At 41.7% G+C, this 20,991-nt stretch carries 21 protein-coding genes, 2 pseudogenes and 1 other annotated feature; of the genes and pseudogenes, 18 read left to right on the forward strand and 5 right to left on the reverse strand.

Annotated elements, in window-relative coordinates; all coding sequences use genetic code 11:
• Positions 1 to 122: 122 nt before the first annotated feature.
• The 3 genes from C427_RS16420 to C427_RS16430 all read left to right on the forward strand — a co-directional run bounded on the left by C427_RS16420 (position 123) and on the right by C427_RS16430 (position 3,322).
• Positions 123 to 962 carry an MBL fold metallo-hydrolase gene (locus tag C427_RS16420; protein WP_007637969.1) on the forward strand — a complete coding sequence of 280 codons (840 nt, stop codon included), beginning with the start codon at positions 123 to 125 and terminating at the stop codon, positions 960 to 962.
• 12 nt (positions 963 to 974) lie between these two features.
• Positions 975 to 2,105: a patatin-like phospholipase family protein gene (locus tag C427_RS16425; RefSeq protein WP_007637970.1), complete on the forward strand. Its 1,131-nt coding sequence runs from the start codon at positions 975 to 977 to the stop codon at positions 2,103 to 2,105.
• Between the two features lie 809 nt (positions 2,106 to 2,914).
• Positions 2,915 to 3,322, forward strand: coding sequence for a PaaI family thioesterase (locus C427_RS16430; RefSeq protein ID WP_007637972.1), 408 nt, complete (start codon positions 2,915 to 2,917; stop codon positions 3,320 to 3,322).
• Positions 3,323 to 3,962: 640 nt separating this feature from the next.
• Here the strand turns inward: C427_RS16430 and C427_RS27675 are convergent.
• Both C427_RS27675 and C427_RS27680 read right to left on the reverse strand, forming a co-directional pair.
• Positions 3,963 to 4,196 carry a hypothetical protein gene (locus C427_RS27675; protein ID WP_081589009.1) on the reverse strand — a complete coding sequence of 78 codons (234 nt, stop codon included), beginning with the start codon at positions 4,194 to 4,196 and terminating at the stop codon, positions 3,963 to 3,965.
• A 382-nt stretch (positions 4,197 to 4,578) separates the two neighbouring features.
• Entirely contained in the window at positions 4,579 to 4,743 is a 165-nt protein-coding gene (locus C427_RS27680; protein WP_153810650.1) for a hypothetical protein, read from the reverse strand.
• Positions 4,744 to 5,067: 324 nt separating this feature from the next.
• Here C427_RS27680 and C427_RS26000 point away from each other — a divergent pair.
• The 5 genes and pseudogenes from C427_RS26000 to C427_RS27690 form a co-directional block, all read left to right on the forward strand.
• Positions 5,068 to 5,262: pseudogene (locus C427_RS26000) on the forward strand (integrase core domain-containing protein); the annotation flags it as partial.
• A 645-nt stretch (positions 5,263 to 5,907) separates the two neighbouring features.
• Positions 5,908 to 6,096, forward strand: a complete 189-nt coding sequence (locus C427_RS16435) for a hypothetical protein (RefSeq protein ID WP_007637980.1) — start codon at positions 5,908 to 5,910, stop codon at positions 6,094 to 6,096.
• A 194-nt stretch (positions 6,097 to 6,290) separates the two neighbouring features.
• Entirely contained in the window at positions 6,291 to 6,569 is a 279-nt protein-coding gene (locus tag C427_RS16440) for a peptidylprolyl isomerase (RefSeq protein ID WP_007637981.1), read from the forward strand.
• A gap of 210 nt (positions 6,570 to 6,779) precedes the next feature.
• On the forward strand, positions 6,780 to 6,995 hold the full coding sequence (locus C427_RS27685) for a hypothetical protein (protein WP_015431083.1): 216 nt from the start codon (positions 6,780 to 6,782) through the stop codon (positions 6,993 to 6,995).
• Positions 6,992 to 7,282 (forward strand): hypothetical protein, encoded by a 291-nt coding sequence (locus C427_RS27690; protein WP_015431084.1) that lies wholly within the window; start codon positions 6,992 to 6,994, stop codon positions 7,280 to 7,282. The genes C427_RS27685 and C427_RS27690 overlap by 4 nt, the downstream gene beginning before the upstream one ends.
• Positions 7,283 to 7,424: 142 nt before the next feature.
• Here the strand turns inward: C427_RS27690 and C427_RS16450 are convergent, their stop codons facing one another.
• Together C427_RS16450 and C427_RS16455 are read right to left on the reverse strand one after the other, a co-directional pair.
• Positions 7,425 to 8,291: an EamA family transporter gene (locus tag C427_RS16450; RefSeq protein ID WP_007637982.1), complete on the reverse strand. Its 867-nt coding sequence runs from the start codon at positions 8,289 to 8,291 to the stop codon at positions 7,425 to 7,427.
• Between the two features lie 127 nt (positions 8,292 to 8,418).
• Positions 8,419 to 10,278: a TonB-dependent receptor plug domain-containing protein gene (locus C427_RS16455; protein ID WP_007637983.1), complete on the reverse strand. Its 1,860-nt coding sequence runs from the start codon at positions 10,276 to 10,278 to the stop codon at positions 8,419 to 8,421.
• Positions 10,279 to 10,691: 413 nt separating this feature from the next.
• On the opposite strand from C427_RS16455, the gene C427_RS16460 reads away from it, so the two are divergent.
• The gene (locus tag C427_RS16460) at positions 10,692 to 11,207 is read left to right on the forward strand and encodes a peptide-methionine (S)-S-oxide reductase (protein ID WP_007637984.1); all 516 of its coding nucleotides are present in this window, start codon (positions 10,692 to 10,694) and stop codon (positions 11,205 to 11,207) included.
• Between the two features lie 247 nt (positions 11,208 to 11,454).
• On the opposite strand, the gene C427_RS16465 is transcribed toward C427_RS16460, so the two are convergent.
• Positions 11,455 to 11,739, reverse strand: coding sequence for a hypothetical protein (locus C427_RS16465; RefSeq protein WP_007637985.1), 285 nt, complete (start codon positions 11,737 to 11,739; stop codon positions 11,455 to 11,457).
• Between the two features lie 241 nt (positions 11,740 to 11,980).
• Positions 11,981 to 12,094 (forward strand) — a sequence feature (His leader region).
• Positions 12,095 to 12,177: 83 nt separating this feature from the next.
• Between C427_RS16465 and hisG the strand changes: the two are divergent.
• The 9 genes and pseudogenes from hisG to hisIE all read left to right on the forward strand — a co-directional run bounded on the left by hisG (position 12,178) and on the right by hisIE (position 20,722).
• Positions 12,178 to 13,078, forward strand: a pseudogene (gene hisG / locus C427_RS16470) (ATP phosphoribosyltransferase).
• A gap of 34 nt (positions 13,079 to 13,112) precedes the next feature.
• Complete coding sequence (gene hisD, locus C427_RS16475) at positions 13,113 to 14,420, forward strand: histidinol dehydrogenase (protein ID WP_007637989.1); 1,308 nt, start codon at positions 13,113 to 13,115, stop codon at positions 14,418 to 14,420.
• Complete coding sequence (gene hisC / locus C427_RS16480) at positions 14,417 to 15,514, forward strand: histidinol-phosphate transaminase (protein ID WP_007637990.1); 1,098 nt, start codon at positions 14,417 to 14,419, stop codon at positions 15,512 to 15,514. Before hisD ends, hisC begins: the two co-directional genes overlap by 4 nt.
• Entirely contained in the window at positions 15,511 to 16,581 is a 1,071-nt protein-coding gene (hisB, locus tag C427_RS16485; RefSeq protein ID WP_007637991.1) for a bifunctional histidinol-phosphatase/imidazoleglycerol-phosphate dehydratase HisB, read from the forward strand. Before hisC ends, hisB begins: the two co-directional genes overlap by 4 nt.
• Before the next feature lie 2 nt (positions 16,582 to 16,583).
• A complete protein-coding gene (hisH, locus tag C427_RS16490; RefSeq protein WP_007637992.1) occupies positions 16,584 to 17,189 on the forward strand; it encodes an imidazole glycerol phosphate synthase subunit HisH in 606 nt (201 codons plus the stop codon).
• Between the two features lie 139 nt (positions 17,190 to 17,328).
• Positions 17,329 to 18,069: a 1-(5-phosphoribosyl)-5-[(5-phosphoribosylamino)methylideneamino]imidazole-4-carboxamide isomerase gene (gene hisA, locus C427_RS16495; RefSeq protein ID WP_007637993.1), complete on the forward strand. Its 741-nt coding sequence runs from the start codon at positions 17,329 to 17,331 to the stop codon at positions 18,067 to 18,069.
• Between the two features lie 57 nt (positions 18,070 to 18,126).
• Positions 18,127 to 19,125 (forward strand): branched-chain amino acid aminotransferase, encoded by a 999-nt coding sequence (locus C427_RS16500; protein ID WP_007637994.1) that lies wholly within the window; start codon positions 18,127 to 18,129, stop codon positions 19,123 to 19,125.
• Between the two features lie 7 nt (positions 19,126 to 19,132).
• On the forward strand, positions 19,133 to 19,906 hold the full coding sequence (gene hisF, locus C427_RS16505; protein ID WP_007637995.1) for an imidazole glycerol phosphate synthase subunit HisF: 774 nt from the start codon (positions 19,133 to 19,135) through the stop codon (positions 19,904 to 19,906).
• 195 nt (positions 19,907 to 20,101) lie between these two features.
• Positions 20,102 to 20,722 carry a bifunctional phosphoribosyl-AMP cyclohydrolase/phosphoribosyl-ATP diphosphatase HisIE gene (gene hisIE / locus C427_RS16510; protein ID WP_007637996.1) on the forward strand — a complete coding sequence of 207 codons (621 nt, stop codon included), beginning with the start codon at positions 20,102 to 20,104 and terminating at the stop codon, positions 20,720 to 20,722.
• Positions 20,723 to 20,991 lie beyond the last annotated feature (269 nt).

Raw genomic sequence — 20,991 nt, forward strand, 5'->3', positions numbered from 1 at the left:
CTTAGAAACTTACATATATACATCCGTACATACCTTTAACAATAAGTTTATACTTAATTCAGTTTGGCTTTAGTGTTAATGTTTAGATTCATGGATGCAACAGCTTATTAACGAGATCATAAATGCAAGTGACCTTCTTCGGTGTACGCGGCTCCTGCCCTGCTCCCGGGCCTGAGTTTATCAAATACGGCGGCAATACCGCTTGTGTGCACGTTTGTTTAGATGACGGTACCGATATTATTTTAGACGCAGGCACAGGCATAAAAAATCTTGGTCAAAAGCTGATTAAACAAACTAACGATATTCATTTGTTGCTGACCCACAATCACTGGGATCATATCCAAGGTTTTCCTTTCTTTGCGCCCATATATCAACCCCAGCGTAATATATTTATTACCCCAGGTCAGATAACTTTCGACGCAGACCACGCTATATTAGAACAAATGAGTGGCAGCTATTTTCCAGTAGATTACAAAACACTGCCATCTAACATTCAAGTTACACCACAGCCCAAAGAGATCCGTCACTGGAAAATTGGTGAGGCCAAAATCAGTCGCTTGGCCATGAACCATCCTGGTAGCGGCAGCTCATTTTGCATAGAAGCCGATGGCAAAAAAGTCGCGTATATCACCGATAACGAGTTATATCCTCCCTACAAAAAAAACACCGACTTTTTAGACTGGGTTGATTTTAGCCGTGATGCAGATTTAATTATTCACGATGCACAATACATGATTGCTGATATGCCCGCTAAGTCAGGCTGGGGGCACTCAGTAGCAGAAGAAGCAGTCAAATTAGCCATGGGTAGCCGAGCGAAACGTATGGCATTATATAGCCACGACCATATTCGAACAGATGATGAAATTGCCAAAATAGAAACTCAATGCCAGGAGATAATCGAAATTGGCGGTGCAGACTTAGAACTTTTTGCTGCGGCTGAAGGTTTGACAGTTATATTATAAGGAACGAGGCTTTTGTCTGAGCGTAATCAATATGCGTTATTGTTATCAGGAGGAGGCGCAAGGGCGGCCTACCAACTAGGCGTACTAAAAGCTATTGCCACCTATTTACCTCGTAATCAAGGTTTACCTTTCCCCATAGTTTGCGGTAACTCAGCCGGCGCAATCAACGCAACAAGTTTAGCCTGCTATGCATCTTGTTACCACCTGGGCCTGAGGAAATTAGAATGGGTATGGAAAAACTTTCATATACGCCAAGTTTATGACAGTGGTATCAGAGACGTATTTAAACATTTAGCCGGTAATTACCTGAGTAGTTTCCAATCCCATCAACATCAAAGACACCCCTCTAGTTTATTAAACAACCAGCCTTTGAGACGTTTGATCAGAAGTCGCTTGGACTTTCATCGTATCGATAGAAACATTTCCAGCGGCCACTTACGCGCGATCACCATAAATGCCTCTAGCTATACAAGCCATGATTCCATCAGCTTCTACCAAGGACAAAGCGATATAAAGCCTTGGCAACGCGAACAAAGGCGAGGCATTCCATGTACTTTAAATTCAGAACATTTAATAGCATCATCAGCAATCCCTATGCTCTTTCCACCGGTAAAAATGATGGGAGAGTTTCTTGGTGATGGCTCTATTCACCAATTATCACCACTGAGTCCAGCCATTCATTTAGGGGCAGAAAAAATACTGATTATTGGTGTTGAACAACCCGAGAAAAAGTCTCGGTTTACCGATATGACTCGCTACCCCAGTAGCATCGCTATTGCGGGGCACTTGCTCGACACTATTTTTGCCGACACGCTTAAATCAGACCTTGAACGTCTTACGCGCATCAATGAAACCATCGCCCATATGACTCACAAACAACAGCAACAAACCAAACTAAAAACTATCGACACTTTAGCAATCAACCCCACTCGTAATTTTAACGAAATGGCCGCCAAACATTTTCACCGCATGCCGTCGGGGATCAAGATTTTATTACGTTTGATGGGGCTACACGATAAAGCTGACTCTAGCTTGTTGAGTTATTTATTGTTTGAAAAAGAGTTTTGCCGCGAGTTGATTGATTTAGGGATGCAGGATGGCTTGGCCAGGCAGGAGGAGTTGCGCAGCTTTTTATCTATATAGCATAGTAATTTACCTTTTAGGGCACGCTTCGCGCCATCATCGCCCGCGGCGACCGCGTGATGGTTTTGACTTGAATCCCTTAAAGCCAGTTAGTTTTTTATAAAGTGCGTCCTGCACTTTACCTTTCAGGCCAGCTAAAGCTGTTCCATATTTATCCCGTAAATATGGTCAACAACAAAAATCAATAACCCAAAGATGCCGTTCACTACTAAAGTTTTAACAGCACAAAAAGGCTGAAACTTTACATGCGGAAAAGCAGTGGCGGAGCCACCTAAGATTGGCATTATATATGTAATTCTGCACAGTACACCTTAACCCTTACCTTGTTAATTTTCCCAATTAGTTGCATTGGGTTTCTGCATAAATAATTGGTGGTTATAGACAAAAAGTAAGTTATTCAGAAGGGATTCTGTAAGAAAAAATCAGGCGGACGCCGTGCAGGAGATGATGCGTAACATTACTTTCACCTATTCAGCAAAAATTTGCCAAATCCAGACATTCGAACTTAAAAAATATATATATTTACACAGTTATAGTTAAAAAATGCTTAACTTTTACAGAAGTGAAATGTATCTATTTGTTTTAAAAAAATTTATTTTCACCTGCTGTATTTATCCAGACCTAAAAGTTTGGATAAATACAAGGCTTGGTTTGATCTTAAAATAACAAATCTAGATTAGACTTTTCAAAAGGATAAGTTTATGAAATGCTATAAAAATCAACTGTATTGTCGAGGTAAGTATAAGAGTAGTGTTTGTATCTAACCCGACTTCCGCCTAATAAACTGTTAGCTTTTTTGGAGAACTACCTTGGCAAGTAAGGAAGAAATTGAAAAGTTCATGATGGCTGATTTCCCTCAGTCTAAGTGTATTGTTGAAGCTGTTGGAGAGCAATCCGCTACGGTGAGACACAGAATCGGGTTTGACGAATTAAGACCAGGTGGCACAGTATCTGGACCAGTTTTAATGACTGTAGCTGATTGTGCTTTATATGTGGCTATACTAGGTGAAATAGGAATAGTTTCACTTGCCGTAACAACCAGTCTGACGATTAATTTCATGAGGAAGCCTTCATCAACAAAAGATATTATTGGTAAATGTACTTTACTAAAAATAGGGAAATCACTAATTGTTGGTGAGGTTTCTTTATATTCTGAAGGTGATGCAAAAGCTGTTGCACATGTTGTTGGAACATATTCAATACCTAAATCAGACTAAAGCTAATCGGGTAGCCGGAGGCATCTAACCACCAGCCCCCACAACACTCTGCACCGAAACGTTGGCCCGGGATGCTCCGCACATGGAGTTTCATTTAGAATAGTAAAGCGCAATCCATCCATCACACAGTGAATAAAGCCCTTTGGATTTTAAGTCATCAAGCGATAATGCCTATTGGTCCCCGGAGTTTTAACACTACTCCATGGCTATTTACTGGTTATGCCACACGCAACCGCAGCTTGTATATGCACCAGAGCGTCGGACCGTCCCAATTTCATTAAACTTCTGACTTTGGTATGTGGTTTTCGCCTCTGCCGCCAATATGTCATTTTCACTCGAAGTTTGATCCAATGATCCTAATCAACGTGGATTTGATAACAATCGGATATCCCGAAGTAGTTCAACTAACCACGTAAATACTGACTGATTTTAAAAAGTTAATAATGCATCGACACGCCCTAGTTACGATTCATTAATCTCCGGACTTGTTGCTTAAACTTCAGCAAGGTCTTCGGATACCATTGAATGCGACCTCTCTCGAAGCTGAATTCAAGGAATTTGCTTTCACTAGTCTTTGGTCGTGTTAGCGGCCAGTTTCAGACGATAACACAGGAACCTACTAATTCTACTCAGCACACGTTTACCCGCACGTAGCGACTTCACCAAAATGGTAAAGTCGCCCGCTTATCGGGCAAACTGATGGCATCGTTTTTTCAGGCTCATTATCCAAAGGGTCGAGCATGATGTTGGCCAGCGAGGGAGACAACGGCCCGCCTTGTGTTACACCTTCTCGACTCTCTACATAAAGCTGGTTATTGATAATCCCAGCTCGTAAGTAATGTTTGATTAACTTAAGCAGACGTTTATCCCTCACTTATAGCCAGGGTGCGTCATGAGTAAGTCGTGATCTGCACGGTTAAAGAACTTGGACAGATCGACACCATTTAAACGGCCCCCGTTTAAATGGTGTTTTTTACCTGTTTCACCGCTTGTTATTCATTTCTACGTAGCCTAAACGCAAAACTGTTGTCTAAGAAGGTTGAGGCAAGTATGAGCGTAAGCACTTGAACAATGGCCTGTTGGATCACGCGGTCGACAACTATTGAAATACCTAGTTGACGTTTACCGCCATCGGGTTAATTGATTTCAATGTGTCTAACCGGTGAAGGTTGGTATAGCGCTGAACGCAGCTCAGACATAATACGTTTCATGTTTCGAGTTTTAACCAAGCTGAGAAGTCATCAATGGTTATACCATCAATGCCAGCGGCCCCTTTGTTGTCTAGAACTTGTTTCCATGCCGCCACTACTGTTGGAGGATTGAAGAATAAGTTCGAGTAAATGTGTGCTAAAGACTGCCTGCTTATTGGTAGGCTGAGTTACGTCGCTACCGGACGGCATTCGTGTGTTCAGGTCTGACAAAGCTCCTCCTTTGTTCTAAATTTTCAGGTGGCGCGCCCATGCGACTTCACCGTGTCCCAACCATTACGATGGGCATTTGGCTACCATGCCGTCAACTGACTTCTGCTTAATTATCAAAAAAGTTACCTAAATTGACGCTATCGATTTCATCTATTTGCACTCTCCAGTTGATGAAGCTGAAAAGCCAAGACACTTATATACCAGAATCTCAGTGGTTGGTTACCGATCGCTTGTTAAACATATTTCTGGAAGGCTGGTCCCACCCGAGATAAGAGCATAAATTTTATTTGCAATGCTGCATCATTTACGGTGGCCATTAGATCACATAGTTTTGTAGGCAGCATGAGTAAAAAAGGATGTTGCTGGGATAATGCTGCAGCAGAAAGTTTTTTTGGAAGTCTAAAACAAGAGCGGGTGCATTAGCGCAATTACGCCACACGATTTAGGGACCAACAATATATCTTGAACAACATGGCCATGTGGTACAACAGCCATAGACTTCATTCGTACTTGGACTAACAAAGCCCTAATAACTTTAACAACAAAATAATGAATTACAAAAATAGCTCAACTGGGGGGAGCGTATTAGCTTGACCAGGTCACTCTTGAAAAAGTGACTTTGATTTAATTAGGCTAAAGCCGATTGCTTTTATAAATGACTTAAACCATTTGCTAAACGAATAATTCAACGCTAACACATACCTCAACCGAGAGTATCTTTAGGTCGACTACACGATGAATTGATTAATCTATCTATGTTTTTTTATGACCTTCACAGCTATTTAATCGAAGATCCACTTCTCGCTCACTGGAACGAGATAATAGATAAACAAGTGATACCGATTAACTCAATCAGTGATAAGTCATCAATATTAACAAAATATTCATGAGTCAATATGGTGCAAAGAAACCGACAGTGAACTATATTTTGAAAGTTCTGTCTGTCCGTTGATTGCTCCAAGCCTTCCGTTGTCTCAGAGGCATTATTAGTTATTCATTTAATCTTAAAAGGCGTTAACAGAGCAGTCATATTGACTTGTTAATACTATTGGACATTATGATGTAATCAAATGCATCATGTTTTTATGTGTGTTTTATGCCTCTCTATTTCAGTAGCAGATAAATACCTGTAACATCTGAATTTACAAAAAATAAGGTACCACAATGACCAAAATCAACGGAAAAGTCGAAGAGTTACTTGCCAAACACCCTACTCTATCGCAAGAAGAGGCAATCAAGATCGTAACTGAAAAAAATGAGCGCAAGAAGAAAAAGAGAAGTGAAAAAGCAGATAGAGGTAGTGCAAAAAAACGTAGAAATGAGTCAGCGACTCCGAACGCAGATGAGGCCTAAACATCAAATACAATAAAGTGAGATAATTTACTAAGATATAAAATAGACTTCTAGGTAACATCTAACACTTTCAAACTAGGGACCGCAATGGCTCTCCACGCTATTGAGAATATTGCTCTATTCACGTAAAATATTGAATAGTTGGTTTTACTTACCGATTTATATTTTTAATTTTATTAACAGGAAAACACCCTATGCCTACAGCTAGTGCACGTCATATTTTGGTTGATACTGAAGAGCAATGTTCAGATTTGAAACAAGAAATACTAAATGGTGCAAAATTCGAAGATGTTGCTAAACATTCGTCATGCCCTTCTGGTGCTCAAGGCGGAGCTTTAGGCAATTTCAGTCAAGGACAGATGGTGCCTGAATTTGATCAAGTTGTTTTTAACGATGCATTAAATGTTGTTCATGGTCCGATAAAAACACAATTTGGTTATCACTTACTAGAAATTACTGAACGCTCAGAGTAACCTCTTACTCTTCAGCGCTTAAGAATCAGAGTTAAATTAGCTCTGATTTCTCCCCCCCCTCTATATCACTCCTATTCTGGTTACAACAACTCTACCCATTAACCAGCCCCTCATGTTAATGACTCTGTCAATTGTTGATAAAAACAAAACTAACGTTTAGGGGAATATTAGACTTTTACTTTTTACTTATTTTTACCTAATAGGCCGCTAATGCAACGTTTTGAATATTGTAATGCTAATACCTGTGCTGCAGAGTTGCTTGCTTTAGGACAGGTTAATATGAAAATGTGGTATCTATTCCAATGCTTAATGGAGCACGGTCAATTACGCCATGAAACACAGGCTGAAATGATCAAGCTGTATGTTAATGAGGAGTTAGTTGCCTATAGTTTGCTTGAAAATTATGAATTTCGTACAGATAAATGAAGGTATATGAAGCAGAGTTATATCAAGATTTAGGTGTAGTACATTTTGTGACTATACCTGAGCATCGCAAAAAAGGCTATGCAAGCTTGGTAGCTGATGTCATGTTTAAAGATGTTATTAGACCTTTATTAGCGCGTCACAGCCATACTAATGCTTATGTTACCGCAACTGAAAAAGCAGTACCCTTAATGCAGCGCACTGGGATAAAACCAACAAACTTGGTGACTCAGTTCTATTCAGACTTAAGCTTTAAAGAGAAGGTAGTTGAGAGCATAAATCCAAGTTAGTTTATATACTGTATCTAAAGCGGCCCCCAGCATACTTTGACTATACTTCTTTGATGAGCAGACACACTTTGCAATTTTGGAATGAATGGCTAGTTGTGTCCTAGTAACGTTGCACTGTCACATTAAATTCAACCTGCCCCATTCAAGTTGCTCTTCGCTTTGCTATCCACAAGGCCATTACAATCAACAACGAACCGATGCTCAGCCGCACCAGTTCTTGAGTAGTGCCTCCGTTTGCTTCTCCAAAAACAAATAAGGAGGCAAACATCGCCAATGGCACTACAGCATTGTTAAATGCTGCAAGTACACCGACACTGATTTGGGTTGCGCCTTTGTTCCAGAAGAAAAAGCCAAGCCCCGAAGCAACCACACCAAGATAAACCAAGACGAGCCACTGGGTCGGTGTTGCACTAATAGGAATCGGTGGCTGCTGAGAAATGAGTAGCGAAGCAAGGATGGTAAAAATGCTGGCCCCTAGGTATAAAAATCCAAACACTGAGGCATCAGTAATGTGCGGCCGTGCGAGTTTCCAATCACGATAATAAACTTGCCCAAAAGCAAAAGCCATATTGGCTATTTGCATAAGGCCAAACCCTACCCAAATCTCGCTTGATTCTATATCGCCCATTTTTATAACCGCAGCACCAATAACAGAGAGTATTGTGGCCAACAAATACCAAGGGCTAAAACAGCGTTGTCGAAGGTCGTTGATAATAACGATATAAAGTGGCGTAAGCACACTAAATAACGCGACCAGATGTGAAGGCAAAAAACTAAAGGCTGAAATATAGCAGGTATACATAACGCCGAACTGAACAGCACCAATAAGCGTGAGCTGCCATTTTTCCTGCCAGCTGGTTTGACGCAGTTTCAGAAATGGAAGAAAAACCAACAGCGCAAGCAGCAGGCGAGTATCGGCAATCTGAAGAGGGTCGAGACCTTTGAGCGTCGTACCAATAAGTCCAAATGAAAAAGCCCAGATCAGCGTAGTGATCACTAAATAAACCATTAAAACAAACCTCTAATAATTGATTTCAATTTGTGTGTATTGCTCGGGGGCAGTTAGACACTCGCAAAATAAATTGAGAATGACTAAACAACGCAGTGGGCACCTTAATTTGAAGAAAATGGCAGTATTACCAGTTGTAAGTAACAGTAATCGTGAACTGCTCTCCACGTCCGGGGGTACCGGGGATTTCTTCAAAGGATTCATCCCAAAGATTGTCTGCAGCAAAAATGATATCTAGACCTTGAAAAGACGCAGGAGAAACCTTTAACGTCAGGTGGGTGAAAAGCGCATCGTTGTCACTGTTGCGTAAAATATTTTTTTGCTGTTTACGCCACTCATTATCGACACGGATCTCAATAATATCGGTAGGGTTCCAGATGACACCTAGCGTTAGACGATGGCCTGGGTAATTTAATGCGTAAAAGCTGGCGTCGATATCCACGGCGCCATAGTCTTCAGATTTATCGAGAAAGGTGTAGCTAGTGATGATTTCTGCATTTGCTAGACGCTTGGTTGCAAGTAACTCCAAACCCAAGGTTTCGATATCCACCGAATTTGCAGAACGAGCCGATGTCGAATTTAAGTTATAGGTCCAGTCGGTTAAGTCATTATCCTTACGATAAAAAATAGCAGAATCAAAACTCCAATTTAATCCGTCAAATGCCGAGCCTAGTTCCAGATTTTTAGTCTTTTCTCGCTCAAGACTATCATTACTTCTGAACAGCCCACTGGTGTTACTGCCACCAATAGCGGTATAACCTGCTACTTGGCTCGCTTCTGCATAGGAGAGATAGAGAGTCTGAGAGGTGTCATCACTGCTGAACGTGTTCCAAGTTATGTCACCAATCAATGAAACGTCGGAATCATCTCGATTAGTATCGTCAAAAGCAGCCCCTAAGCGGAACGTTAACTGCTCATCATTTTTTAAACTCATTTGGTATTCAGGTAACACACTCGCCTTATAGTAACGTCGAGACGTAAAGTTATTTTCAAGCGTAGTGGACTCGATAGAGTCTTCGATAAACTGAGCCGAATAATTTAGTGCAAACGATTCTGTTTGCCCATGGCGCCCAGAAAACGCTACCGACTTAACCTCGGTTTCGTGAAAGGCCTGAAATATCTGCGGGTTTTCACGAGAAAACACATATTCGTCGTTGTGACGGCGGGTGTAAGCGGAAATTTCAAATGTGCTATCTGTCGCATAGTTCTGTTTATGATTTAGCATCAATAGTTGCGTTCTAAGGTCTTCCGTCTCATTTACATTAAAAGGGGTATACATATTGGGCCAGCCAAAAAACTTATCTTGAGAGCCAAAAAACAGATCAGTCTGCGATGATGGACCCACAAGTTGAACGCGGGCAGAGGTGCGTTTGAAATCGTGATCACCATTGTCGATAGTGCCGTCACTTTCAGAGAAGGAGTATTCACCTTCAAAACCGATGCTCCAATCCTTAGCATCATCTAGTGGCATACTGATACCACTGTGAATTCTGTGAAGATTAAAGTGGTTATTGCCTGCGCCAATCGAAACGCTACCAGCCGTTTTAATCGGTTTCCAGTCGAAGGAAACAGTCCCCACAGAGCTATTTACACCGTAAAGGGCATTATCTGCTCCCGTTAGTATATACGCTTGACTCAACATTTCCGGAGCAATAGGGATCTCAGAAAAGTAATGCCCGGTCTGCGGATCGAGTAACGTTGCGCTGCCTACCCTAAACCCTGTATTTTCAAAAATGCCTCCACGGATCGTCACATCAGCTTGAGCCTCAGCCATATTTCGCGACTGTAAATCAACGCGCGGGTCATATTCTAAGTTTGAAACTAACGAAACAAAGGTTCCCACAGGTTCTTTATTGGCTGTCGTAAATCCTTCAACTGTAATATTTTCAATATCATTACTTGCTTCATTAGCATCGCTAGATACTGCTGAAAAAGTCACTATGCTGCATACCAAAGCAAGCAAAGTAGTGTGTATAACTCGGTTCATTTTAATGTTCTCATATGGGTAATTTGAGCTATCAGTAAAAAAAGTGCGGTTATTTTGCACTCAACACCGATTCTAGCTAACTGAGGAGTAATTCCTTTGACTGCGCCTTGGAGGCGGTTTTAAAAGGCTGGAACAACCAAACGCATTTATCGTAAGATAAAACTTTGGATGGTTGATATGTAATTTTCGTCATTGTATATTAACGTATAACTTATTTCACATCATAATCAATCGTTATTAATTACAGCTAATTTTAGGTTGTAAAATATGATCTCTACTTTTTAAAGCTAAAAATATAAACAAAGTCACAACGTATTAACTCTCACCGTTGTAGGTATGCATTATAGATTGGCGCTTGCCAACCATTGATAGAACAGCCCTTCGTCCTAAAACCATTTTTGACACACTTAAACATGCAAACAAAACAACAAAATAAAAAGACACACTCCAACCTAGAAATCATTTATTTTGCCGGTGGTTGCCTTTGGGGGGTCCAAGAATACATGAAGCACCTGCCCGGGGTAGCGGCAACAGAAGCTGGCCGGGCCAATGGCTTAAACACGACAACCGAAGGCAGTTATGATGGTTATGCAGAATGTGTAAAAGTAACCTTCGGTCCAAGCGCAGTCAAGGCGGTTGAACTTATAGGCTACTTTTTTGAAATCATTGACCCCTACAGCATCAACCAACAGGGCCAGGATGTGGGGGAAAAATATCGCACCGGCGTATACAGCAAACAGGATAGCCATCTAAGAATTACCACTCAGTATATTGCAAGTCGCGACGACACTGAAAAGGTTGTCGTAGAAATTTTACCGCTTCGCAACTACGTAAAAAGTGATGAGGAACATCAAGAAAGACTGACCCGCTTTCCAAATGATTATTGTCATATTCCTAAGAAGGTTCTGCATAAATACAAGTCAGATTGATTTTTTATTGTTGTGGCCAGAGATATCAGTATTAAAATACCTAGTGAGCGGCTAGAGCTTAGCAAAAATGGAGGACTTTAATTATCGCTAGGATTTTGGCTGTTAACCCCTTGGGGACTAGGTATATATTCCCACATCACAAAGATCTTCATTAGGCGTTTAGCCAAAAAATAAATATAGGAGCGAGATAGACATCGCTAGCCCAGATACATCGCTAATGAAAAGTCATGTAATTTAAGGCTTAGGCTTAGACATAGATATCCAAATGTTTTGGCCCTTCAGGTTTTTTCTGTTCGGGATCATCCCCTTGTTGTTTAACTTGGTCAGGTTCTGGCTCGGGACTTTTATCTTTTTTATTTTGCTGTTGTTGTTTTTTCCTAGCCTCCCTCTCCTCCCCTTTCAGTTCCTTTTCTTCATCACTTAAAGAGTGTAACTCTTCTTGCCTATCGATTTTTACTACTTTTTGACTATCATGGGCAATAGGCACTTTGCCCTCACGAGGCAGTATTGAGAATAGAAGATCAGTCGTCATAATTACTCCTTGTTTAGTAAAAAGCTAAACATAGTTATTTCGACAACTATTTTAACAGTTTTGTTCACAAAACACCCAACATTGTAATTGCAAACTAACTTAGTTGATTTAATTGTAAGAAAGCAGCCACTTTCCCCTGAAATATTCTTGCATTAATCAGGTCGATTGCATAATGTATGCAACAATAAAGCGCATTGATTAATAGAAACAAAATTTATGAATAACATCACCTTGAAAGCAATCATCCATCATCATATAGCTTAGCCTTTCAGGTATTTGCTGGGAGGTCTATTGAATCCTTCTAGCGGCGCAGACACACTCTAAACCCCCGGAAGGCATCTTTCGGGGGTTTTTCTTTTGGGTCGTTCTTATAGACCAAAAGAGCCACTTATAAACGGCAAGTTAAGTTACAAATTTTTAAATAGGATTGGAATAAACATGATTGATAACAATAGACTACGTATTGCTGTACAAAAATCAGGACGATTAAGTGACGACAGCATCTCTTTATTAAAAGCCATTGGCATTAAATTGCAAATTCGCGACCGGTTGTTGATCGCTCATTCTACTAACCAACCTATTGATTTGTTATTGGTACGTGACGACGACATCCCAGGTTTAGTGATGGACGGTGTAGTTGATTTAGGTTTTATTGGCCAAAATGAGTTAGAAGAAAAGATGCTTGAGCGCAAAGCGGCAGGCAAAAAGGCTGAGTATGTCGAGCTTAGACGTCTAGATTACGGCGGTTGCCGCTTATCTATTGCGGTGCCTAATGAAATGGATTATCAAGGCTTACAGTCATTACAAGGTAAAAAAATTAGCTACTACGTACCCCTTTTTACTAGAGCGTTTTTTCAAAGAAAAGAACATTAACGCCAGTACAGTCATGTTAACGGGATCGGTAGAAGTAGCGCCTCGCGCTGGTTTGGCAGATGCAATTTGTGACTTGGTGTCTACTGGCGCTACGCTTGAAGCCAACGGTCTTCAAGAAGCCGATGAAATATTTAGATCTAAAGCAGTATTTATTCAGCGCGGTGGCGAAATGCCCGTAGCTAAACAAGCGCTCATCAACAAAATGCTGCCACGAATGGATGGTATAACTCAGGCTAAAGAAAGTAAGTACATTATGTTACATGCGCCCAAGGCTTATTTAGAACAAGTTAAAAGTTTATTACCTGGTTCTGAAACCCCTACCGTCTTGCCACTTGCTGGAAGCGATGAAACAGTCGCTATACATGTAGTGAGCCCTGAAACACTGTTTTGGGAAACCATGGAAAAGCTTAAAGCATTGGGTTGTAGTTCGATTTTGGTTATGCCAATTGAAAAGATGATGTCTTAGGTAAAATAAATATTAGTTAAGAGGCTAAATAGTCATGCAAATATGGGCACAACTTAACCCAACTGAACAAACTAAATTACTTAGCAGACCGGCGCTTGTCGATAGCCAAGCTTTGAGCGATACGGTTGCTGACATTATTGAGCAAGTTAACCAGCAAGGTGATAAAGCCCTGCTTGCTTTTACTGAGCGTTTTGACGGTGTAAAATTAAAGAGTTTACGTTTTGAGGACAGTTCACTCAGCAGTTTCGCAGGTCAAATCAAACCCGAGGTTAAATGGGCTATTGATCAAGCATATGCCAATATCAAAGCTTTTCATCAGGCTCAGTACCCAGAAGATGTTGTAGTTGAAACGACACCCGGCGTAGTGTGTGAACTTAAACATGCCCCTTTGGCATCGGTTGGGCTATATATTCCCGGAGGAACGGCTCCACTGCCCTCAACGGTCTTAATGCTGGGCGCAACAGCGCAAGTCGCAGGTTGTGCGAGAAAAGTTTTATGCACACCGCCAAATAAAGATGGTGAAATTGCAGCCGAAATTCTATATGCAGCGAGCTTATGTGACATTGACGAAATTTATCTCGTTGGCGGTGCGCAAGCTATTGCTGCCTTAGCACTGGGCACTGAAAGCATTATCAAGGTTGATAAAATTTTTGGCCCTGGCAATAGCTATGTCACTGAAGCTAAACAACAAGTAAGCCGAATTCCAGCAGGCCCTGCGATTGATATGCCAGCAGGTCCATCTGAAGTGTTAGTTATAGCTGACGAACATGCTAACGCGGTGTTTGTAGCAGCGGATTTATTGTCACAAGCCGAACATGGTACTGACTCTCAAGCTGTATTGGTGTCAAACAGCAGTGATTTGATTGAAGAGGTTAAACAACAAGTTAACTTACAGCTAGCGACATTAAGTCGACAAGCCATTGCCGAACAAGCAGTTAAGCATAGCCGCTATATTTTAACGGGTAGTTTACAGCAAGCTTTTGAAGTCAGTAATGCTTACGCACCAGAGCACTTAATTGTACAAATAGAAAATGCTCGCGACAGTTTAGATAAGCTGACTAACGCTGGTTCGATATTTGTGGGGCAGTGGTCACCTGAATCCGCAGGGGATTACGCCAGTGGCACCAATCATGTGCTACCTACGTATGGCTATGCTCGAAATTATTCTAGCTTGGGATTAGCCGACTTCATGCGGCGCTACACAGTGCAAGAACTTAGCTATCAAGGCTTAAAAAATATCGGTAATGCGATTATGGACCTGGCTGATGCTGAGGGTCTAGATGCTCATAGGCAAGCTGTTGCACTGAGATTAAACCCTGAGCAATTAAGTCAAAACTCATGAGTAATTTAATCGACAAGCTTATCTGTGAAAACCTAAAAGCATTGCAGCCTTATGAGTCCGCTAGGCGTATTTTTGCTGGCGGTGATAGCGACAGCGAAACTTGGCTAAACGCAAACGAATCACCTTTTGCTAATGATTTTAATATCGACACTGAGCACTTTAACCGTTACCCAGATTGCCAACCAACAAGCGTATTATTGCCTTATGCAAAATATGCGAGGGTACATGCTAACCAGTTATTGGTGAGCCGCGGTGCTGACGAAGGCATTGAGTTACTCATTCGTACGTTTTGTACCCCGGGCAAAGACAGTATTTTAATCTGCCCACCCACTTATGGTATGTACGCTATCAGCGCTGAAACCTGCAATGTGGGTATCGAGAGAGCGCCTTTACAAGCAGATTTTTCTCTGGACATGTCTGCCATTAGTGCTTGCCAGGGTAAAGTAAACTTAGTGTTTATTTGTTCACCCAATAACCCAACCGGCACCACTATAGACAAAGCACAGCTTAAACAAGTATTAGAACTCTTTGCAGACTCTGCCTTAGTCGTGGTGGACGAGGCATACATTGAATTTGATGCAGCCAATACATGGTCAACCGAGCTGGCAGCGTATCCTAATTTAGTGATATTACGTACGTTGTCTAAAGCCTTTGCCTTAGCAGGTTTACGCTGTGGCTTTACTTTAGCCAACAGCGACGTTATCCAAAGCATTATGAAGGTGATTGCGCCCTACCCTGTGCCAGAACCTGTAGCACAAATTGCTTCCCAAGCACTGAGTCACAATGGACTCAAGAAAATGATCGAACAGGTAGAATATTTGCATCAGCAAAAGCAATCAGTCAAGCAACAGTTAAGCCAATTCCCAGAACTAGAATTAGTCGGTGACGATAAAGCCAATTTTATATTGTTCCGACACCCACAAAAACAGGCGTTAATGGACTTTTTGGTGGCCAACTCAGTACTCATTCGTGACCAATCTAAACAAGTCAGTTTAGATAATTGCCTGCGTATTACGCTCGGCACTCAACAACAAAACGAAAAATTGCTCGCGTTAATGGCAAGTTTTTTTAAACAGCAGGAAATATCAGCATGAGCCAGCAACCAATTCTTTTTATTGATCGTGACGGTACCTTGGTTGAAGAGCCAGCCGTTGATAAACAACTTGATAGCTTAGAAAAGTTAGTCTTCGAACCACAAGTACTGCCGGTGCTGTTGAAGCTACAACAAAATGGCTTTCGTTTAGTGATGGTTTCAAACCAAGATGGATTGGGGACAGACAGTTTTCCTCAAGCCGATTTTGACTTAGCCCACAACAAAATGATGGACTTTTTTGCAGGTCAAGGTGTGACCTTTGACGATGTTTTAATTTGCCCGCACTTTGAAAGTGACAACTGCTCTTGTCGTAAACCCAAACTAGGTTTAGTGAAAGACTATTTGCAGCAAGGCAAAATTGATTTCACTCGTTCATTTGTAATTGGCGATCGCGATACCGATATTCAGCTAGCTGAAAACATGGGTATTGTAGGTATTAAGTACAATCGTGACACTAACAATTGGCAGACGATTGAAAAACAATTACTGGCCTCGACCCGTGTTGCTCATGTGGTACGAAAAACGTCTGAAACCAACATCAATGTCACCGTAGACTTAGACTCTACTGCCAAATCTACCATTCAAACAGGTCTTGGTTTTTTTGACCATATGCTAGATCAAGTGGCCACTCACGCAGGTTTTGAACTAACACTTACTGTAGATGGGGATTTGCATATAGATGATCACCACAGTGTTGAAGACACCGCTCTGGCACTTGGCGAAGCCCTTAAAAAAGCCTTAGGCGATAAACGCGGTATTGGTCGTTTTGGTTTTGCCTTACCAATGGATGAATGCCGCGCGGAATGTATTTTAGATATTTCTAACCGACCACACCTAAAATTTGATGCCGAATTTAGTCGAGATCAAGTAGGCGATATGGCCACCGAAATGGTGCCCCACTTTTTCTATTCTATGGCACAGTCTATGGGGTTATCGTTGCACCTTTCTACTACAGAGGGCAATGCTCACCACCAGGTTGAAAGTTTGTTTAAAGTGTTTGGTCGTGCATTACGACAAGCGATCCATAAACAAGGTGAAGCATTACCTAGTACCAAAGGTGCCTTGTAGATATGGCTTCGCAACAAATTGTGATTGTTAATACTGGCTGCGCGAATATTTCATCGGTGAAATTTGCAGTTGAGCGTCTAGGTTCACAAGTCATAGTTAGCGATGATATACAGGTCATTCAAGCAGCCGACAAAGTATTTTTGCCCGGTGTAGGCAGTGCCAATGCAGCCATGGCCAGCATCCATAAAAAACAGTTAGTAGGCTGTATTCAAAGCCTAACACAACCTGTTTTAGGCATCTGTTTAGGTATGCAGTTGATGGTTGAAAAATCAGAAGAAAGCCTTACTGATAACACCCCCTGTCTAGATCTTATACCTGGGCAAGTAAAACGCATGCAAGTAGGCGATTTACGTTTACCACATATGGGTTGGAATACCGTGACGCCCGTTGCTGATGCGCCGTTATTTAAAGGCATCGATAGTGGTAGTTACTTTTATTTTGTGCACAGCTTTGCTGCGGCAGTATCAGAATTTACCATGGCCAGTTGTCAATACGGCATGGACTTTTCTGCCGCCATCCACAAAGATAACTTTTTTGGTGTGCAATTTCACCCTGAGCGCTCTAGCGACGCAGGTGCACACCTTTTAAAAAACTTTATCGATTTATAAGACTCTTCAACGAGAAGCAATGTAATAAGAAGCAGCTCGTTAACAATATTTTCGATTACAATATTTTCGATTTCAAGAAGTGCGGTATGAAACAGTGCGATATGAAACAGCGTCATAAGAAAAGGTTAGAAAGCAAGATATGATCATCCCAGCTATAGACTTAATTGAAGGTTCGGTGGTGCGCTTGTACCAAGGCGACTACGCACAAAAAACCGAATATAAACTCGACCCAATCGATGTAGTTCATAGTTATGCCGACCAAGGGGCAAAGTGGTTACACATTGTTGACCTGACCGGTGCTAAAGACACCAACAAACGTCAACTCGAACTGATTGGTAAGATGGTTGCTACCGGGCGTATGCACTTTCAAGCAGGCGGTGGCATTCGTAGCGAAGAAGACGTGAAACAGCTTTTAGACATCGGCGTCAAACGCGTGGTCATTGGCTCATTGGCAGTTAAAGAGCCCGAGCTAGTCAAAGGCTGGGTCAAGAAATACGGCGCAGACGCAATAGTGCTAGCGCTAGACATCAACATTGACGACTCTGGCAACAAATTTATCGCCACCCACGGCTGGCAAGAAAACTCTGGCGTGTCGATCGAATCATTACTTGAAGACTTTTTATCTGTCGGTGCTAAACATGTGCTTTGTACTGACATCAGCCGTGACGGTACTTTACAAGGCGCGAATCATCAACTTTACACTGAAATGACAAAACAATTTCCTAGTGTAGGTTGGCAAGCATCTGGTGGTATTGGTAATCTGAACGATATCGCAGTGCTTAAACCGACCAATGTTAGCGGCGTTATTTTAGGCCGTGCACTTTTGGAAGGCAAATTCACAGTAGAACAAGCAATTGAATGTTGGAATACGGCTAAATAGCAGAAGCTAACGAGGCTTTGCAACATCCATAAACAACCACAAAATTAGGAAATTATCATGGCGGCTTTTGGCACAGTGTTTATGCCACATATGGCATTCACCACGTTTGAAAACAATCAGTGGAATGAAGCGACAATCGTTGCATCGGACAGTATTCAATTACATCCTGGTGCTCATGTATTGCATTATTCCAGTACCTGCTTTGAAGGGTTAAAAGCCTTCAAACATTCTGATGGCAGTATTCATGTGTTCCGTATGGATCAGAACCTTGGCCGTTTTGCTCAGAGCAGCCGTTTGTTATCGTTGCCAGATATTGATCAAGCGCAAGTATCGAAGATGATTTTGGATATTGTTGAACAATATAGCGCGGATATACCAGAGCCACCTGGGTCTATGTATGTTCGTCCTACACATATAGGCACTGAAGCCGCAATAGGCAAAGCGGCAGCACCTAGTAATAGTTCGATGTTATATGTGCTAATTTCTCCGGTGGGCGATTACTTTGCTGGCGGTGCTAAACCGCTCAGAGTGTTACTTGATGAAACAGGTTTACGCTGTGCCCCACATATGGGCATGATAAAAAGTGGTGGTAATTATGCCAGTGCCTTGGGCCCTATTTTAGCCGCAAAGCATGATGTGCAAGCCGACCAAATATTGTTCTGTCCCAATGGTGACGTTCAAGAAACAGGCGCAGCTAATTTCTTGTTGATTGACGGCAATGAAATCATTACCAAAGCATTGGATTCAACTTTTTTACATGGTGTTACCCGCAGTTCAATTTTAACCTTAGCCGCAGACATGGGCATGAAGGTCACTGAAACCCAGTTAACTGTTGATGAATTATTAGAAAGAGCCGCCAAACCTAATGTCGAAGCCGCATTGTCGGGCACAGCCGCTGTTCTCACGTCTGTCGGTACGCTGATACACAATGGTAAAGAGCATCCCGTGGGCGCCGGCGAACACGGTCCAACAACCCAAAAGTTACGCCAAGCATTGAACGATATTCAGTGGGGCAAAGCAGCGGATACCCACAATTGGTTAACAAAGGTTAAATAGGTTTTTTATGTTAGCTAGACGCATTATACCCTGCTTAGATGTTAAAGATGGCAAAGTCGTTAAAGGCGTGAAGTTTCGCAATCACGAAATTATTGGCAACATCGTGCCTTTGGCACAGCAGTATGCCGAACAAGGTGCTGACGAATTGGTGTTTTACGACATTACGGCATCCAGTGATCAACGCGTTGTGGATAAAAGCTGGGTTACTCGGATTGCACAGGTAATCGATATTCCGTTTTGTGTCGCTGGTGGTATTAAAACCATTGAAGAAGCCGGACAAATATTAGAAATGGGCGCAGACAAAATATCTGTTAACTCCCCTGCTTTGGCTGATCCTGAATTAATCACCCGTTTACACGACACCTTCGGCCAACAATGTGTGGTGGTAGGTATCGACAGTTTCTATAATGAAAAAACGGGTAAATACCAAGTTCACCAATACACGGGTGACGAGACTCGCACTCAAGTTACTGCTTGGGAAACAGCTGATTGGGTCAAAGAAGTACAACAACGTGGTGCCGGTGAAATAGTGCTTAATTGCATGAACCAAGATGGAGTTCGACAGGGTTACGATATTGCCCAGTTGTCTGCTATACGCAAAAGCTGTTCAGTACCGTTAATAGCCTCAGGCGGCGCAGGTGAAAGCGTGCATTTCAAAGATGTATTCGAACAAGCCGACGTAGACGGCGCATTAGCCGCATCAGTATTCCATAAAGGCATCATCCCAATACCCGTATTGAAAGCCTATTTGCGAACGCAAAATATTGCGATAAGAGACTAGAAGATAAAAAGATTTTTAACCACAGAGGAAAAGGAGGACACAGAGAAAAGATAAGTAATTCTTAACAATCTGTTCCTCTGTGAAGTGCAGCGGTCGGCGCTCCGACGCTCTGTGAACTCTGTGGTTCAAACGCTTTTAAGTCTTTTAAGTAGTGCGTATCGCGAGACGACCGACTAAAACATATTAGAGATTAAAATGATTATTACAAAAGAAAATGTGGCAAAACTGGCTTGGGACAAGATGGAAAACCTTATCCCTTGTATCGTGCAAAACGCGGTGAGTGGCAAAGTGTTGATGCAGGGTTTTATGAACCAAGATGCGGTGCATAAAACCTTAGATACAGGTTTGGTGACTTTCTTTAGTCGTTCAAAACAACGTTTGTGGACTAAAGGTGAAGAATCTGGGAATAGTTTACACCTAGTGGAAATCAGCAGCGACTGCGACGATGATTCGTTGCTTGCTTTGGTTAACCCAATCGGTCCAACATGCCACAAAGGCACTGAAACTTGTTGGGCAGACAGTCAATCGGCTGATATTAGCTTTATCGCTGAATTAGAAAATGTGATTGCCTCACGTAAGGGCGCAGATCCAGATTCTAGTTACACCGCACATCTATACAGCAAAGGCATTAAACGCATCGCGCAAAAAGTCGGTGAAGAAGGTGTTGAAACTGCATTAGCAGCTACGGTTAAAGACTTAGAAGAGTTAAAGAATGAATCTGCTGATTTGTTGTATCACCTGATTGTTTTGCTGCAAGCCAGTGATTTGAATTTGTCTGATGTGATCAAAGTATTAAAAGAGCGACATTCAAAATAATCGCATATCGTGACTTTCTATTCTTTCGCTCGTTGTGAAGCAATAAAAAGTCACTTTAAATTTGTATTACACACTAGACCCGTAGCATCAATGTCTGATCTTCCTATCAAAATTCTTCATACCATCTAAAAATTTTATTATTTCTTAAAAAATCGTAAAGAACTGATTAAAAATCAGCTACCTGAAGATCATTCATATTTAAAATGCATATTTAAAATGCATATTTTTAAATTTAACATTGATCTAACATTTTTTTTGTTGCGTAAAAA

Origin of the sequence: Paraglaciecola psychrophila 170 (assembly GCF_000347635.1) — a bacterium.
GTDB lineage: Bacteria > Pseudomonadota > Gammaproteobacteria > Enterobacterales > Alteromonadaceae > Paraglaciecola > Paraglaciecola psychrophila.

Excerpts from the sequence above, each read along its gene's own strand:
- C427_RS16420 (WP_007637969.1), top strand. The coding sequence starts at position 123 with ATGCAAGTGACCTTCTTCGGTGTACGCGGCTCCTGCCCTGCTCCCGGG.
- C427_RS16435 (WP_007637980.1), top strand. The coding sequence starts at position 5,908 with ATGACCAAAATCAACGGAAAAGTCGAAGAGTTACTTGCCAAACACCCT.
- C427_RS16440 (WP_007637981.1), top strand. The coding sequence starts at position 6,291 with ATGCCTACAGCTAGTGCACGTCATATTTTGGTTGATACTGAAGAGCAA.
- C427_RS27685 (WP_015431083.1), top strand. The coding sequence starts at position 6,780 with ATGCAACGTTTTGAATATTGTAATGCTAATACCTGTGCTGCAGAGTTG.
- C427_RS27690 (WP_015431084.1), top strand. The coding sequence starts at position 6,992 with ATGAAGGTATATGAAGCAGAGTTATATCAAGATTTAGGTGTAGTACAT.
- C427_RS16450 (WP_007637982.1), bottom strand. The coding sequence starts at position 8,291 with ATGGTTTATTTAGTGATCACTACGCTGATCTGGGCTTTTTCATTTGGA.
- C427_RS16455 (WP_007637983.1), bottom strand. The coding sequence starts at position 10,278 with ATGAACCGAGTTATACACACTACTTTGCTTGCTTTGGTATGCAGCATA.
- C427_RS16460 (WP_007637984.1), top strand. The coding sequence starts at position 10,692 with ATGCAAACAAAACAACAAAATAAAAAGACACACTCCAACCTAGAAATC.
- C427_RS16465 (WP_007637985.1), bottom strand. The coding sequence starts at position 11,739 with ATGACGACTGATCTTCTATTCTCAATACTGCCTCGTGAGGGCAAAGTG.
- hisD (WP_007637989.1), top strand. The coding sequence starts at position 13,113 with ATGCAAATATGGGCACAACTTAACCCAACTGAACAAACTAAATTACTT.
- hisC (WP_007637990.1), top strand. The coding sequence starts at position 14,417 with ATGAGTAATTTAATCGACAAGCTTATCTGTGAAAACCTAAAAGCATTG.
- hisB (WP_007637991.1), top strand. The coding sequence starts at position 15,511 with ATGAGCCAGCAACCAATTCTTTTTATTGATCGTGACGGTACCTTGGTT.
- hisH (WP_007637992.1), top strand. The coding sequence starts at position 16,584 with ATGGCTTCGCAACAAATTGTGATTGTTAATACTGGCTGCGCGAATATT.
- hisA (WP_007637993.1), top strand. The coding sequence starts at position 17,329 with ATGATCATCCCAGCTATAGACTTAATTGAAGGTTCGGTGGTGCGCTTG.
- C427_RS16500 (WP_007637994.1), top strand. The coding sequence starts at position 18,127 with ATGGCGGCTTTTGGCACAGTGTTTATGCCACATATGGCATTCACCACG.
- hisF (WP_007637995.1), top strand. The coding sequence starts at position 19,133 with ATGTTAGCTAGACGCATTATACCCTGCTTAGATGTTAAAGATGGCAAA.
- hisIE (WP_007637996.1), top strand. The coding sequence starts at position 20,102 with ATGATTATTACAAAAGAAAATGTGGCAAAACTGGCTTGGGACAAGATG.